Origin of the sequence: Thiomicrorhabdus chilensis DSM 12352, from assembly GCF_000483485.1 — a bacterium.
In the GTDB taxonomy this organism is placed as follows: Bacteria; Pseudomonadota; Gammaproteobacteria; order Thiomicrospirales; family Thiomicrospiraceae; genus Thiomicrorhabdus; species Thiomicrorhabdus chilensis.
Genome location: NZ_KI519609.1, coordinates 786,800 through 801,004 on the forward strand (window position 1 = coordinate 786,800; position 14,205 = coordinate 801,004).

Genomic DNA, 14,205 nt, shown 5'->3' on the forward strand with positions numbered 1-14,205 from the left:
AATCATGGAATCGGTTTCATTATACGTTTATTCGGAATAAAATGTTTTGTGCTGTTTATAGAAAAGTTTTATACTCTGGCGGTTTAGGGTTACTTCAGGAGAGAGAAATGTTGTTACAGCCACAAATAGAAGCAGCGATTCAAAAGCACTTCAGTGTGTTTTTTATGGAGTTGCTCAACGAGAGCCACATGCATGCCGGACCAGCGGCCGAATCTCATTTCAAGCTGACGTTGGTTTCTGATGACTTCAACGGGCTTAGTCAGGTCAAACGACAACAGGCGGTCTATCGAGTCCTTAAAGAGTTGATGCCTCAGTTTCATGCTTTGGCATTACACACCTACAGCCTTGAAGAGTGGGAACAGGTGCAGAAAGCACCCACCTCACCGCGCTGCACCGGTGGACATTAAGGATAAATAACTCAACAAAAGCGGCAAGGCCGTGCGCTCAGGCTTTAAAACTCGTATTCATCCTGTGGTGCGAGTTCAGGGTGATTCAGATGCCAGATTTTGGTGAACTTTTCCGTTTCCAGCTTCCTCTGCAAAAGCAAAATCGCCTGAATGTATTGGTCAATATACATATAACGTCCCTTTGGTAGGGATTGCCACAGATGACGATATTTGACCGGTAAAAAATGCTTAAAGTGGGGCAGTAGGCCATAATCGCCTTCGGTTGCGGCAATGCGCTGCATGACCAGTTTGCGTGCTTTGAGGCGATATTGCTGGTCATACTGGTCGAGAATTTTGGCAATGAAATAGACCAGGCCTGCCGAAAATAAAAAACTGGCGATGAAATAGTCGAATACAAACGTTCCGATCAAGGTCAGCACCACCAATAAAATGGCGCTGACCGGAATGGTGAGGATTGAGATCCACTGTTTATTGCCTTTAAGCTGGTTCGCCACTTCGGAAATGTTAAATTGTTGGATGTCCACAGCGTGCAAGCGTTCCAGCATCTCCTCGGCTGTCGGGTGGGCCGGGGTTTCAAGTGTTTCATTATCGGTTTCTGTCGCCATAGGTTATTTTTTCTTCGTTTTTTTATCTTTGGGTTTGCTGTTCTGAGGACAGGCTAGCGTGTGTCTCTGTTTGCTTTCCAAACAGTAAGCAGTAAGCTTGCCACCCCATAAGCATCCGGTGTCGGTGGCGTGAATGTGATAGGCATCCACTGCCCCCAAAGTGGACCAGTGTCCAAAAAATATCTCGTGGGTCTTGTTTTTACGGCCCGGAAAGACAAACCACGGCTCAAAAGGGGCAGTGGCTTTGCCCGGTGCGGATTTGAGATGGAATTCCAGTTTGCCGTTGGCATCGCAGTAGCGCATGCGCGCAAAGGCATTGACGATATAACGCAAGCGCTCCCAGCCACGCAGGCTGTCTTGCCATTCATCCGGTTCGCTGCCAAAGAGGTGTTCACAGACAAACGTCTGCCAGTCGGCAGACTGCAGTTGAACTTCGACCTCTTTCGCGAGTGCTCTGGCTTGTGTAATCTCCCATTGTGGCGGGATGCCGGCGTGCACCATTACCGCCTCATAGACTGGATGGCACACTATCAAAGGTTGCCGGCGCAGCCAATCGATTAATTCGTCGGCATCTTCAGCCTCAAGAATCGGGGTCAGCGTATCGGATTTGGATTGGAATCGTTTCAAACCGGAGTAGGCCGCCAACAGATGGATGTCGTGGTTGCCGAGTACCATTTGGGCTTTGCCCTGTTGTTGCAATTCTTTCACAAAACGCAGGCATTCCAATGACTTTGGCCCACGATTGACGATATCGCCGACAAACCAGAGTTGGTCTTCATTTTCTTGATATCGAATCTCTTGCAGCAGTAACTGAAGTTCGTCGAAACAGCCTTGTAAATCACCGATTATGTAAGTAGCCATCCGTTTAGAATCCTATTGCTGGCTTGGGCGGATTTGAAAGGCATGAACGATTATCATAGGGCATCCCTTATGCTTCACTGTGCATGGATTGGTTTTGATGGTATAGGTTAGCAAGTTTGACGAATTGTTCAACCGTCAGGTTTTCGGCGCGCACGCTGGGTTCAATGCAGCAGGCTTCAATCTGCTCCGCATCCAGCAAGCCCTTGAGGGTATTGCGCAAGGTTTTGCGTTTTTGGCTGAAGGCCTGTTTGACCAGTTTGGCAAACGCCTGTTCATTGTCCGCCACAAAAGGTTTGTTTTGGTAAGGTAGCAGACGCACAATCGCCGAATCGACCTTGGGCGGCGGGGTGAAGTTCTCAGGCCCGACGGTAAACAGGTATTCGGTTTCACAAGCGTATTGCAGCATGACGCTCAAACGCCCGTAAGCCTTGATGCCCGGTTGTGCGGTAATGCGATCCACCACCTCTTTTTGCAGCATGAAGTGCATGTCGCGGATGTGCTCGGCATACTCCAGAAGATGGAATAGCAACGGGCTGGAGATATTGTAGGGCAGGTTGCCGACTACGCGCAGGGTCTGTTTTTCCGGCGTGAGCAGGCTGGCGTAATCGAATGCCAAGGCATCGGTATGATGCAGGTTAAAAGCCGGGTTGGAACCGAAGCGACGTGACAGAGGTTCGATCAGGTCGGAATCGATTTCGATGATGTCCATATGGTTGACCACTTCCAGCAGAGGTTCTGTCAAGGCGGCTTCTCCCGGACCGATTTCCACGATGAAGTCATCCGGCTTGGGACGGATGGAGGCGACAATTTGCTGAATCACCCTGGGGTTATTCAAGAAATTCTGTCCAAACTGCTTTTTATGTTTGTGTCCTGCCATGGTATTTCCTTGTGTCAGATCGCGAGTGTGTCACATTTTCTGAGTATGTGTCGGAGCCTGAATCATTTCCAGTGCCACTTCAATTGCATAACGGAAGCTGCGGTCATCGGCTTTGCCGCTGCCTGCCAAATCCAGTGCGGTGCCATGGTCTACCGAGGTGCGCACAAAGGGCAATCCCAAGGTGATATTGACCGCATTGCCAAAGCCCATGTGTTTAAGAACCGGCAGTCCCTGATCGTGGTACATCGCCACCACCGCATCGGCCTGTTGCAGATATTTTGGAGTAAACAGGGTGTCGGCAGGCAAAGGGCCGACCAGATCCATCTTGGGTTTAAGCTGGTTCATGACCGGCTCAATCACATCGATCTCTTCTCGACCCATATGACCGTCTTCACCGGCATGCGGGTTCAGGCCGGCCACCAAGATCTTGGGATCGGCAATGCCGAATTGTTGTACCAGCGCCTGATGGGTGATGCTGAATATTTCGTTCAGCAGCTTCTGGGTGATGGCTCGGGGAACCTCAGACAAAGGCAGGTGGGTGGTCGCCAACGCCACTCTCAACCCGGGAGTCGCCAGCATCATCACCACGCGATCGGTGTGACTGTCTTCGGCGAGCAGTTCGGTATGGCCGCTGAAAGGCAGTCCCGCTTCATTGATGATGCCTTTATGAACCGGGCCGGTCACCATAGCGGCGAATTCACGATTCATGCACCCCTGAATGGCGCGTTTGAGCATGGCCACGACCGACATCGCATTGGCCGCATTGAGTTCGCCCGGAACCACGGCTTCATGGACTGGAATCGATTCCAAGGTAAGTTCTCCGGCACGGCTTGGTTTGGGTGTATGATCCGGGGAATAGGCTATGATCTTCACCTTCAAACCCAGTTGGTCTGCCCGTTGGCGGATGACATCTTCATCTCCGAGCACAACGAGTTCGACCGGCCAGTCCGACTGGGCCAGTTGCAATACCAAATCCGGGCCGATTCCGGCCGGTTCGCCAGAGGTAATTACCAATCTTGCGGTCATAAAGTTTCCTAACAGTGTTTTTGGGGGCGCTACCGAGTTTGAAGCAGGATTCGTCCGGCTTGAAAATCGGCAGGCCTGGTGCAATGTCCAAGGACGGGCTTGCCCGCTACCTCAGACAATGTGGGTCAGGCCAGGGCGTTAAAGGCGGATATCGACAAAGGCTTCATCACGCAAGCGCCGCAACCAGATGTCAAAGGTTTCATTGGCTTTACGCATACGAATCGCCTGGATCGCCTGCTGCTGTTCATTGGCCTTGTTGATATCGAAATTGCGCACCTCTTCCAAAAAGAACAGCACCCAACCCTGTTCACTGGCGATCGGCTCGGCAATCTGATTGGGAGCCAGTTCCAGCAAACTCTGTTTTAGGCCAAACGGTAACTCTTCAAGGGTTTTCCAGCCCAGGTCGCTGTTTTGGTTGACTTCGGCCGGAATGTCGGCGAAACGTGTGGCGAGTTGTTTGAATTCATCAAGGCTGCGGGTGTCGGCGACAATCTGTTGGATGTCCATCGGCACTTCGCTCTGTTGGGTTGCATTGTCACTCAAGATAATGAAACGGTGTAAATGATATTGGGTCACCAGTTGTCGGTTGGCATCGCGCTCTTCAACCAGTTTGATCAGGTGAAAACCGCTTGGGCTGCTGATGACCGGGCTGACCTGGCCCGGTTCGAGTCCGTCCAGCGCGTCGGCAAAAAAGGTTGGAATCTGCGACTGCTTCAACCAGCCCAAGTCTCCGCCGGTCAGCGCCTTGCTGCCTTTAGAGTAACGTACCGCCAATTGACTGAAAGATTCGCCGCTATTCAGGCGCTGCGCCAAGTCGTTTATCTGTTCTTTGGCTTCCAGTCGCTGCGTTTCGGTAGCGGATTCCGGCAGGGTGATGAGGATGTGGCGCAGGCGGTATTCAAAACGACTGCTGTCCAGGCGGCTGCGTTGCAGATAGTTGTTGATCTCTTCTTCAGTCACCAGCGTACGGCTGATCACCTCTTGCTGACGCAGTTTCTGAATCAATAGTTTCTGCTGGATTTTGTTGCGTAATGTGACAAATCCGTTAGGCATTTCCGCATTCAGGCGGTTGCGTAATGTCAGCAATGACATCTTGTTCTGGGTGGCGATCTGGATCAGCTGTTCGTTGATCTCCTCATCCGATACCTTTAACCCCAGCTGTTGGGCACGTTGTTTTTGCAAGATTTCCAAAATTATGTTGTCGAGCACTTTGCTCTGCAGCTCTTGCAGATTATTCACCGGAATATTCTGGCTCATTAATTCTTGGGCGGTCTCACGGGTCCGTGTTTCCAGTTCACTTTGCAGGACGATCTGTTCATTGACCACCGCCACCACTCTGTCCAGAAGACGGTCGGCCTGGCTGGGCGAAGAGAAGGCAATCAGCCAAACCAGCAAAGTGAAAATCAGTGTGTTCGAAACCTTTGTCATTATGAGACCTATTCTATGTTTGAAAGCGATTTTTTAAAAAGTGGGGTACCCGTTAAAAATTCAGCTTGTTATCCAAGTATTGTTTAAATGAAGAGCCGGTTGTGCTCAAGCCTTTAAATTCAATGAAGAACTGAACGCTGTAATTATACAGACCATTTTCCAATTGTGTTTCCTCTACCGAGAATTCTGTTGCCCAGCAGCAATCATCATAACGCAGGGCGTGCTGCACTTCATTGCGAACTTCATTGGTGAAATCGTAGTTCCAATAGGTGCCGACTTCCCAGCGCGGTGACAGCCTGAAGGTGGCACCTGCCGACAGTGTCGCCTTGGCGTCCGGCAAATTGTTGTTGTATAAGGTGTGGTTCAGCAACAGTTTATTGTCTTCGCTTAGCTTCCAACGCAGTCGGCTGTTGGCGTTGACCAATTCGGTATCCTCCTTCGAGAACTGGCTGGTGGAATAGAAATACACATCCGGAGTGGTGAGTCCCAGCTTCATGAAATAGTCGGACTGTTCGGCGGTATCGGGTTCCGTTCCGGTCAGGCTGACCTGGCGGTCTTCAAGGTAAAAAATCTGCCCGATTCCGGCTTCCAGAAAAGGAGCCCCGGCTTGCGTCAGTATCTTGCTGGTCAAGGCGGCCGAAACCTGAGTGGTGTCGCCTATGCGGTCATAGCCGGAGAAACGGTTGCTACTGAACAGGTTGGAAAAGTGCAAACTTTTGTTGGTGGTGTCAAACAGCGGCACAAAAGCCTGGTTGACATAGGGCACATGCAGGTATTGCAGTTCGGGTTCCAAAGTCTGGATGAACGTTTGTTCCCCAAGGTTGAAATTGCGTTCAAACACCAACCCGCCGTTCAGCGCATATTGCATCACCGTGTACTCGAAGTTGTCCTTGCCAGTGGTGTTATTGCCGTTGTCGTGCATCGCATAATTGAGGTGGTTGGCGGCCACGCTGGCCTTGAGGTGGCCATATGACTGGTTAATGGCATAACTCAGCTCGGGGACCAAGCGGGTACGTAAGGCTTCGGGTTTGCTGTGGTTGCTTAAAGGCACATCAAATTCGGTGGCCTCGGTACTGAGGTCAAAACGCAGGTCGCCAAACGATTCATTGTATAACAGACCGATTTCCGGGCGTTTCTCATAGTTGACCGGCGCGTCGCGCAACCGCAGGTAGCTGTACAGCTGGGCATAGGCCTGTAAGTTTTCTTGACGGTAGTTGAGTCGCGCATAGCGCGGCGTGCTGGTGACGGTTCTGTAGCCGTTCTCCACCGGGATGTCGGCGAAAAAGTTCTCGTCTGACGTCTCGTGCCAGAGAATGTTACTGCTGAAGCCGTGCCCCCAGTTCTGGCTGGCCAGGAGTTTGGCGCGCCAGCGCTGTTCGATGGTGTCGCCATAGACCACCTCGTTGCCGTCCAGATAAGCTAATCCGTCCTTTGCGGTCTGTGCATCGTTGAGCGCCGTCAGCGTCAGTTCGGCCTGGTGGCGCACGTTCCCGCTTTTTTCCATATAACGGAATTCATTTTCCAGAACCGGCCCGCGGTTTTGCATATACATGACGGTCAGAGTGTCGTCGTAATTGGGGGCGAGATTGAAATAATAAGGCAGCTTGACGTAAAAGCGATTGGTGTCATCGGTGATGGATTTGTAACTGCCGTATTCGGGAATCAGTAGGCCTGTGGCGCGGTCGTCAAGCGGGAAATCGAAGTAGGGGGTGTAAAAAACCGGCACATCGTGAAAAAACAGGACGGTGTTTTTGCCATAGACCCGGCGGGTCTGGTTGTTGATTTCCAGGTTTTCAAACTCCAGTTCCCAGGCGACCTGGTCGCTTTTGGCTTCTCCTGAAGCCGGAACCGTTCCCTTGCTTAAGTTTTGAATCGGGCAGGTGGTGAAGGTCGCTTGTTGCAGGATGGCGATTTCTTGCTGTTTGTCCAAGTCGATGGTTCTGGCATGCCCATGTGCTCGGCTCGGCTTCATCTGGTAACGGGTTTGAATGAGCTGGGCGGTTTTCTGTTGGTCATCAAAGCTTGCTTGGTCGGCGGTGATGATCAGGTCTTCGCGATGAAATTCAACTTGCCCGAATATTTGCGCTCTCTGGCGGAGTTTTTCATAGAGGATTTCATCGCCCAAGACCACCAGTCCGGGTTGTTTGATGAATGCAGACCCGCTTAATTGATACACGTCGGCTTGCGGTTGGGTCAGTGAATCGGCCTCCAGATCGGTGGGTTGCTCCGAATCGGATTCCGGCGGCACGCTTTGCGGCGATGTAATCCATTGCGGTTGGCAATTCAGCAATTCGGCCGCATGAACCATGTTGGCAGACATAAGCCAGCCGGAAATGACCAGGCCTGCTAAAATGGCAAGTGGGCTCTCTGCGCGCCGGATTGCATGGCGAAATCGGCTTTTTGGCGAAGCGCTGAGTGGCCGAAAACAGGGCTGTGGGCGGTGAATCAAGTTTGACATCAAGCAGAGAATCATTAATTATTCGTAAATTGTTTATTTTAACCGAGTATTTCCTCTATGAATGAAAGATTTCAACAGATGTTGGATTGGCTGGATAAGCTTTCCTTATTGCAGGACCGTGAGTGGTCCACGCCGGTTTCCGCCTCCAGCGATGCCAGTTTTCGACGTTATTATCGTATCCACATTAATGGCCCGCAAAACGATTCTGGAAATGAACAGGCCTGGTCCGGCAGCATCAAACCGTCTGCCCAAAGTTACATCATTATGGACGCGCCCCCTGAACATGAGGATTGCCGCCCGTTCATTGAGGTCTCCAATCAATTGGTGAAAATGGGCTTGCAGGTTCCGCAAGTGATGGCTCAGGATTCGCAGCTGGGGTTTCTGTTGTTGACCGATTTGGGTTCCACCACTTATTTGTCGGTGTTGTCCTCAGCCACAGAATCCGAAGCCGATTCTTTGTATCAGGACGCCTTGAAAGCGTTGGTGACCTTGCAGCAAAAAGGGCAAAAAGCAGCCGCAAGCTTGCCGGCTTATGATGGCAAATTGCTGGATACCGAGATGAATCTGTTTTCAGACTGGTTATTAGACACCCATTTGCAGATGCCGTTGGCCAAGCTGGCAACAAACCAATGGGGCGAGATGAAAAGTCTTCTGCAACAATCCGCGCTAAACCAGCCCAAAACCTACGTGCATCGTGATTATCACAGCCGCAACCTGATGCTGACCCCACAGCAGAACCCCGGCATTCTCGATTTTCAGGATGCCGTGCACGGACCCTTGACGTACGATGCGGTGTCGCTGTTGCGCGACTGCTATATCGCCTGGCCGGCAGAACAGGTGGTGGAGTGGCAGAGAAGCTATTTTCTGCAGTTGTGTCAGGCGGGGCTGTTGAGCAAATCGGAATGGAATGGTTTCCAGAAATCAATGGATTGGATGGGAATTCAGCGCCACCTGAAAGCCTCCGGCATCTTTGCGCGACTCTATCATCGTGACGGCAAGGATGGTTATCTGAACGACATTCCGCTGACCTTGCGCTATATTGTTCAGGTTGGCTCACAGTATCCTGAGTTGAAATTCCTGGTGGACCTGGTGGAAAACCAGATGCTCCCACATGCCAGCTTGCAGAAATCCATTGCCTGAAATGCATGGCAGAAATCCTTTGAAGTCAAACCAAGAGAACCTATGTCTAAACTTCCCGTTAAAGCGATGATTTTGGCCGCCGGACGTGGCAACCGTCTGCGGCCCCTGACCGACACCCTTCCCAAACCGTTGGTTCCGCTGTGCGGCAAACCTTTGATCGAATACCATATCGAAAAGCTGGTTGCGGCGGGAGTGTCTGACATCATCATCAATCACGCTTGGCTCGGCCAGCAGATCGAGCAGACCTTGGGCAATGGTGAACGCTGGGGAGTGACCATTCACTATTCCCCGGAACCTGAAGGCGGGCTGGAGACGGCCGGGGGCATTATCAACGCCTTGCCTCTGTTGGGCTCGGAGCCGTTTGTGGTCATTAATGGCGATGTCTTTACAGAATTTGATTTTGGCGAACTCATTGAGCAGGCCTGCTCATTTTCAGAAAATCAGCTTGCTCATCTGGTTCTCGTGCCCAGTCCTCTATTCAATGCTAAAGGGGATTTTGGACTAAACTCGGCAGGCCTGGTGGAAAGCCAAGGTCAATATACTTTTGCCGGTCTCAGCCTGCTCCATCCTGATCTGTTTAAAGGCATGAATGTTGATTTCATCAAACTTGCGCCGTTATTGCGTGAGGCCATGCTCAAACAGCAAGTCAGCGGGGCGCTTTATTCAGGGCTCTGGTCTGATATCGGCACCCTGCAACGTCTGCAAGAAACCGAACAGTTACTGTGTCCATGAATCCCTGTGCCCTCCGGGCATTCTCAGAGCGATGTTTTTAAGGCGATGGAATGTGCGCAGAACCTAAACGAACTTAAACCGATCCGAATCAATAAGCTTTTAAGTGAAGCCGGCATTTGCTCGCGCAAACAGGCGGACAGGCTCGTTGAGCAGGGGGCGGTTCAGGTAAACGGTGAAACGGCCTTTTTGGGCATGAAGATTCATTACAGCGATTCAGTGCGGGTGCATGGCAGGCCTGTCGAAAGAAAATTCGAGCCGGTTTATCTCTTGTACCACAAACCCGGCGGCATTACCTGTACGCATGACTTAAGTGTTGCCGGCAATATAGTTGAGGCGGTCGACTACCCCGGACGCGTGTTTGCGGTAGGGCGTCTGGACAAGGCCTCCGAAGGGCTGATGTTATTGACCAACGACGGCGAGATCGTCAACCGCATATTACGCGCCGAAAACGCCCATCAAAAAGAATATGTGGTTACGGTGGACAAGCCGATTACCGCCGAATTTGTGCAAGCCATGCAAAATGGCGTGCCGATTCTGGATACCATCACCCGTCCGTGTGAAGTCAGTCGTTTGTCCGACAAGACGTTTCGAATCGTTCTGGTTCAAGGTTTGAACCGGCAGATTCGCAGAATGTGTAAAGCGCTTGGGTATCGGGTGAATCGCCTGCAACGTCAACGCATCATGCACCTGTTATTGGACGATTTGCCGCTCGGTCGATGGCGTTTTTTAAGCCAAGACGAATATTCCATTTTGCAAACTCAGCTGGCTGAATCGAGTAGTTTGGCCATGGCCGAATAAAGGGTTTAATTGGTTGTTTACAGTTCGCTTTGAACATGGCTTTCCGTCGCACGATTAAAACTCTTAATCTAAAATAAGTTTGCTTGCGGTTTTGGTCTGTTCGCGCTGTTTTGTTTTAAAATGAAATTAAAGAAAGGCTTCAATTAAACATTAAACAAAAAAAGGAACTGAGTATGAGCCATAAGCATAAAGTGATGATTGAAAAGGTTTTTGCACACCCGATTGCAACCAATATTGATTGGAAAAAGTTGGAGCATGCATTAGAGCATTTTGGAGCGGAGATTGAAATTTCCAATTCAAATCGTGCCAAAATCGTTTTGCGTGATAAAGAGATTGTGATTGGACTGCCGCATCACGGGCATGAAATCGCGGATAAAGCAGAAGTCACACAATTACGTCACTTTTTGGAAGAGGTGAAGTTGACGCCGGATACGATTTAATTCGCTTAACTTTACGTCAAAAAGGCCTGAAATTTCAGGCCTTTTTTGTATTTGCGTCAGGGTTTAGCGCGTTTTCTGTTTATCACTCAGTGCGTAAAACCCCATCCTTCAGGTTGGGGATATAAGCACAACATGCATAGCCTGTTTGGAACTTTTTTGAAATCTGTTACAATAATTCTATATGAAAAAAACGATACGTAAAGCCTTTAAATTCCGACTCAATCCAAATTCTGACCAAGTACAGAAGATGGTTGAGTTTGCGGGTGCCAATCGGTTTGTTTGGAATAAAGCCTTAGCGATGAATCTGTTTCGATTAGAGCAGAAGCAACCATTGCTTTGGTACAATGAGTTGGCATTTTGGCTAAAGCTTTGGAAATCCTCAGAAGATTATGGATTTCTAAAAACCGTTCATTCTCAGCCGTTGCAACAAACCTTAAAAAACTTAGAAAAAGCGTTCAAAGACGGTTTTGATAAAAAACAGCCTTTAAAACGGATTCCAAAATTCAAGAAAAAAGGTTTGAGTGACAGCTTTCGCTATCCACAAGGATTTAAGCTGGAGCAAGAGTCTAACAAAGTGTTCTTGCCTAAAATAGGTTGGGTGAAATATCGTAATTCACGCCAAGTCATTGGTGACGTTAAAAACATGACGGTTTCCCATAGAGGAGGTTATTGGTACGTGTCGATTCAGACTGAGTACGAGGCCGATATAAAGCGTCATAGCTCAACTAGTATGATTGGTATGGATATGGGGATTACCCGTTTTGTAACGCTATCGGATGGTTCATACATCAAACCGTTAAACAGTTTTAGAAAGTTATCAAAGAAGTTGGCTTTTGAACAGCGCAAGCTGTCTAAGAAAGTTAAATTCTCTGCTAACTGGAAAAAGCAGAAACAAATCATTACACGACTGCATGAGCGTATTGCCAATGCGCGTTTAGACTTCTTACACAAAACCTCAACCAACATCAGCAAAAGCCACGCAATGATTGTTGTTGAAGATTTAAAAGTAAGGAATATGTCTAAAAGTGCCAAGGGCAGTATTGAAGTTCATGGGAAAAATGTAAAAGCGAAATCCGGTCTTAACAAATCCATCCTTGACCAAGGGTGGGGAATGTTCATTTCGTTTTTGGAATATAAACAGGCTTGGTCAGGTGGCGATGTTTTGAGGGTAAACCCTCAATACACCTCTCAAACCTGTCCAAACTGCAAACATGTTAGTCGTGATAACCGCAAAAGCCAACGTGCTTTTGCATGTACAGAGTGTGGATTTAAAGCCAATGCCGACTTGGCAGGAGCTTTAAATGTGCTTGCCCGAGGACATCGGGTGCTAGCCTGTGGAGTTGAAACGTTAGTTTCGACTAAGAAGCAGGAACCAGTTGGTAGTAGTGATACACGCCAACTCTTAACAGCCTAGTGCTGTTAGGAATCCCCGTCCTTTAGGGCGGGGAGGATGTCAAGTTTTTGCCAGACAAATGCACTAAAGGCCGCACCGCTGACAAACATCAGCAACGAATAGGTGACCGCCGGAATCATCATCACCTCACTGCCGATCAGTGTGCCGGCCACCACCAAGGCGAGCGTGCCGTTTTGAATGCCGACCTCAAAGCCGATGGAGACCGCCTGCGGATGCGACAGTCGGCTCAATTTGGCCATTTGATAGCCCAAAATCAATACCAGCGTATTCAGCAACAAGGTTGCCAGACCCGCTTGGGCAAAGAAATTTGCCATATTGTCGGCGTTTTTCAAGACAATCAGGGTGATGATCAACAGTAAAAACAGTATCGAAAACCATTTCAACAGATTCTCAATCTTGGCGGCGGCATTTGGCCAACGGGACAATACCAGCATGCCCAGCGCCACCGGAATGACGGTGATCACCAAAAGCTGCACAATGGTTTTAAGCAATGGCAGACTGAACACGGCTGCATCCCCCATAAAATAAAGCATGCTCCAGGCGGTCACCAGCGGAATGGTGAAAGGCGTGATCAGACTGACCACCGCAGTGAGGCTGATGGAGAGCGAAACATCCCCTTTAGACAGGTAGGTGAATAGGTTCGAAGTCGCCCCCCCGGGTGCCAGGGCGATGATCATCAAACCGACTGCGATCTCGGGAGAGAGGTTCAAAGACACCGCGATGAAAAAGGCGACGACTGGCAACAGCAACATCTGCCCGATCAAACCGATGCCCACCGCCTTGGGAGCCTGCAATACGCTTTTGAAGTCTGCTAAGCGCAGGGAAAGCCCCATGCCGAACATGATCAGAAATAGGGCGGCGGGAAGGATGACTTTTGTGAGCAGGTCTGGAGACATGAGATTTTCCGGTTTTATGAATGATGAGCTTGGGATTGTATAAGACGGGTTTGAAAACACAATCTTAATTCCCTATCGTTAGCGCTGATGTTTTTTATGGCGGGGGAAAAATTTTTCAGGTTTGGGGGTTTGTTTAAGGGCAAGGTTATTTTAGACTGCTCAAAAAGACAGAAGCTCAACGCTAAGAGAGATGGTTTTGTCGTGTTTAGAGCCGCTTATTTAAATGAATGTTTTATAATGTTTCATCTGAACCGAATATTCATTTTTTAAAGGATTGTCATTATGTTGATGCTTGTTTCCCCCGCCAAATCTCTGGACGAAACGACCGCGGTACAAACCGATTTGCATACCGAGTGTGTGTTGTTGGATCAGGCTGCGGAATTGATAGAGGAATTGAAGCAGATCGGGCCGGTGGAGATCGGGCAGTTGATGCACATCAGCGACAAATTGGCCGAATTGAATTATGAGCGTTTTCAGGATTGGCAGTTGCCGTTTCCGGCCGGCCAAGCCAAGCAGGCGGCGTGGCTTTTCAAAGGAGATGTCTATCAAGGGTTGGACGCCTACTCTTTGGATGAAAAGGGCGTTGAGTACATTCAGGCCCATTTGCGTATTTTGTCCGGTCTTTATGGGCTCTTGAAACCGTGTGACGATATGTTGCCTTATCGGTTGGAGATGGGCACCAAGTTTGCCAATGCCAAAGGCAAGGATCTTTATGCTTTTTGGGGCAGCCGCATCACCGAACTATTGAATGCCGAGCTGGCCGATTTGGGCAGCCAAACGCTTGTGAACCTGGCTTCCAATGAGTATTTTAAAGCGGTCAAGAAAAAAGAGTTGAAGGCCCGAATCATCACGCCGATCTTCAAGGACTGGAAAAACGGCCAGTATAAAATCATCAGTTTTTATGCCAAAAAAGCGCGTGGCTTGATGGCGCGTTATGCGGCGGACCAGCAGATTGAAAACGCCGAAGAGTTGAAGTATTTTGATGTGGACGGCTACCGCTTCGAACCGGAACTGTCCTCTGAGACCGATTGGGTGTTTACCCGCAAGGTCGAGGATTGATGCCAGTTTACACAAGCGCTTATGGCTTTTAGAGATAAATATGCTTGCGAAAATGGGGTTGCTG

Annotated in this window: 13 protein-coding genes and 2 pseudogenes; 8 read left to right on the plus strand and 7 right to left on the minus strand. The window is 49.5% G+C overall.

Annotation, left to right across the window (positions count from 1 at the left end):
* The first annotated feature begins 107 nt into the window (after positions 1-107).
* Positions 108-407, plus strand: a complete 300-nt coding sequence (locus tag B076_RS0103730) for a BolA family protein (protein ID WP_028486123.1) — start codon at positions 108-110, stop codon at positions 405-407.
* A gap of 44 nt (positions 408-451) precedes the next feature.
* On the opposite strand, the gene B076_RS0103735 is transcribed toward B076_RS0103730, so the two are convergent.
* From B076_RS0103735 to B076_RS0103760, 6 genes are all read right to left on the minus strand, one after another.
* The gene (locus B076_RS0103735; protein ID WP_028486124.1) at positions 452-1,012 is read right to left on the minus strand and encodes a hypothetical protein; all 561 of its coding nucleotides are present in this window, start codon (positions 1,010-1,012) and stop codon (positions 452-454) included.
* Between the two features lie 3 nt (positions 1,013-1,015).
* Positions 1,016-1,873 (minus strand): symmetrical bis(5'-nucleosyl)-tetraphosphatase, encoded by an 858-nt coding sequence (locus B076_RS0103740; RefSeq protein ID WP_028486125.1) that lies wholly within the window; start codon positions 1,871-1,873, stop codon positions 1,016-1,018.
* A 67-nt stretch (positions 1,874-1,940) separates the two neighbouring features.
* Entirely contained in the window at positions 1,941-2,750 is an 810-nt protein-coding gene (gene rsmA, locus B076_RS0103745; RefSeq protein WP_028486126.1) for a 16S rRNA (adenine(1518)-N(6)/adenine(1519)-N(6))-dimethyltransferase RsmA, read from the minus strand.
* A gap of 30 nt (positions 2,751-2,780) precedes the next feature.
* Positions 2,781-3,776, minus strand: coding sequence for a 4-hydroxythreonine-4-phosphate dehydrogenase PdxA (gene pdxA / locus B076_RS0103750; protein WP_028486127.1), 996 nt, complete (start codon positions 3,774-3,776; stop codon positions 2,781-2,783).
* Positions 3,777-3,914: 138 nt separating this feature from the next.
* Positions 3,915-5,204 (minus strand): peptidylprolyl isomerase, encoded by a 1,290-nt coding sequence (locus B076_RS12040; protein WP_038150742.1) that lies wholly within the window; start codon positions 5,202-5,204, stop codon positions 3,915-3,917.
* A 52-nt stretch (positions 5,205-5,256) separates the two neighbouring features.
* A complete protein-coding gene (locus B076_RS0103760; RefSeq protein WP_169721404.1) occupies positions 5,257-7,524 on the minus strand; it encodes an LPS-assembly protein LptD in 2,268 nt (755 codons plus the stop codon).
* 195 nt (positions 7,525-7,719) lie between these two features.
* On the opposite strand from B076_RS0103760, the gene B076_RS12045 reads away from it, so the two are divergent.
* The 6 genes and pseudogenes from B076_RS12045 to B076_RS0103785 all read left to right on the plus strand — a co-directional run bounded on the left by B076_RS12045 (position 7,720) and on the right by B076_RS0103785 (position 12,186).
* Positions 7,720-8,802: an aminoglycoside phosphotransferase family protein gene (locus B076_RS12045; RefSeq protein WP_038150390.1), complete on the plus strand. Its 1,083-nt coding sequence runs from the start codon at positions 7,720-7,722 to the stop codon at positions 8,800-8,802.
* Positions 8,803-8,844: 42 nt separating this feature from the next.
* Positions 8,845-9,534, plus strand: a complete 690-nt coding sequence (gene murU, locus B076_RS0103770) for an N-acetylmuramate alpha-1-phosphate uridylyltransferase MurU (protein WP_028486129.1) — start codon at positions 8,845-8,847, stop codon at positions 9,532-9,534.
* 45 nt (positions 9,535-9,579) lie between these two features.
* A pseudogene (locus B076_RS13395) lies at positions 9,580-9,705 on the plus strand (S4 domain-containing protein); the annotation flags it as partial.
* Between the two features lie 150 nt (positions 9,706-9,855).
* Positions 9,856-10,332, plus strand: a pseudogene (locus tag B076_RS13400) (pseudouridine synthase); the annotation flags it as partial.
* 173 nt (positions 10,333-10,505) lie between these two features.
* Complete coding sequence (locus B076_RS0103780; protein ID WP_028486131.1) at positions 10,506-10,772, plus strand: hypothetical protein; 267 nt, start codon at positions 10,506-10,508, stop codon at positions 10,770-10,772.
* A gap of 181 nt (positions 10,773-10,953) precedes the next feature.
* Positions 10,954-12,186, plus strand: a complete 1,233-nt coding sequence (locus B076_RS0103785; RefSeq protein ID WP_028486132.1) for an RNA-guided endonuclease InsQ/TnpB family protein — start codon at positions 10,954-10,956, stop codon at positions 12,184-12,186.
* A 5-nt stretch (positions 12,187-12,191) separates the two neighbouring features.
* On the opposite strand, the gene B076_RS0103790 is transcribed toward B076_RS0103785, so the two are convergent.
* Positions 12,192-13,082, minus strand: coding sequence for a bile acid:sodium symporter family protein (locus B076_RS0103790; protein ID WP_028486133.1), 891 nt, complete (start codon positions 13,080-13,082; stop codon positions 12,192-12,194).
* A 282-nt stretch (positions 13,083-13,364) separates the two neighbouring features.
* Between B076_RS0103790 and yaaA the strand changes: the two genes are divergently transcribed.
* The gene (yaaA, locus tag B076_RS0103800; protein ID WP_028486135.1) at positions 13,365-14,141 is read left to right on the plus strand and encodes a peroxide stress protein YaaA; all 777 of its coding nucleotides are present in this window, start codon (positions 13,365-13,367) and stop codon (positions 14,139-14,141) included.
* The last annotated feature ends 64 nt before the right edge of the window (positions 14,142-14,205 follow it).

Excerpts from the sequence above, each read along its gene's own strand:
- B076_RS0103730 (WP_028486123.1), top strand. The coding sequence starts at position 108 with ATGTTGTTACAGCCACAAATAGAAGCAGCGATTCAAAAGCACTTCAGT.
- B076_RS0103735 (WP_028486124.1), bottom strand. The coding sequence starts at position 1,012 with ATGGCGACAGAAACCGATAATGAAACACTTGAAACCCCGGCCCACCCG.
- B076_RS0103740 (WP_028486125.1), bottom strand. The coding sequence starts at position 1,873 with ATGGCTACTTACATAATCGGTGATTTACAAGGCTGTTTCGACGAACTT.
- rsmA (WP_028486126.1), bottom strand. The coding sequence starts at position 2,750 with ATGGCAGGACACAAACATAAAAAGCAGTTTGGACAGAATTTCTTGAAT.
- pdxA (WP_028486127.1), bottom strand. The coding sequence starts at position 3,776 with ATGACCGCAAGATTGGTAATTACCTCTGGCGAACCGGCCGGAATCGGC.
- B076_RS12040 (WP_038150742.1), bottom strand. The coding sequence starts at position 5,204 with ATGACAAAGGTTTCGAACACACTGATTTTCACTTTGCTGGTTTGGCTG.
- B076_RS0103760 (WP_169721404.1), bottom strand. The coding sequence starts at position 7,524 with ATGTCTGCCAACATGGTTCATGCGGCCGAATTGCTGAATTGCCAACCG.
- B076_RS12045 (WP_038150390.1), top strand. The coding sequence starts at position 7,720 with ATGAATGAAAGATTTCAACAGATGTTGGATTGGCTGGATAAGCTTTCC.
- murU (WP_028486129.1), top strand. The coding sequence starts at position 8,845 with ATGTCTAAACTTCCCGTTAAAGCGATGATTTTGGCCGCCGGACGTGGC.
- B076_RS0103780 (WP_028486131.1), top strand. The coding sequence starts at position 10,506 with ATGAGCCATAAGCATAAAGTGATGATTGAAAAGGTTTTTGCACACCCG.
- B076_RS0103785 (WP_028486132.1), top strand. The coding sequence starts at position 10,954 with ATGAAAAAAACGATACGTAAAGCCTTTAAATTCCGACTCAATCCAAAT.
- B076_RS0103790 (WP_028486133.1), bottom strand. The coding sequence starts at position 13,082 with ATGTCTCCAGACCTGCTCACAAAAGTCATCCTTCCCGCCGCCCTATTT.
- yaaA (WP_028486135.1), top strand. The coding sequence starts at position 13,365 with ATGTTGATGCTTGTTTCCCCCGCCAAATCTCTGGACGAAACGACCGCG.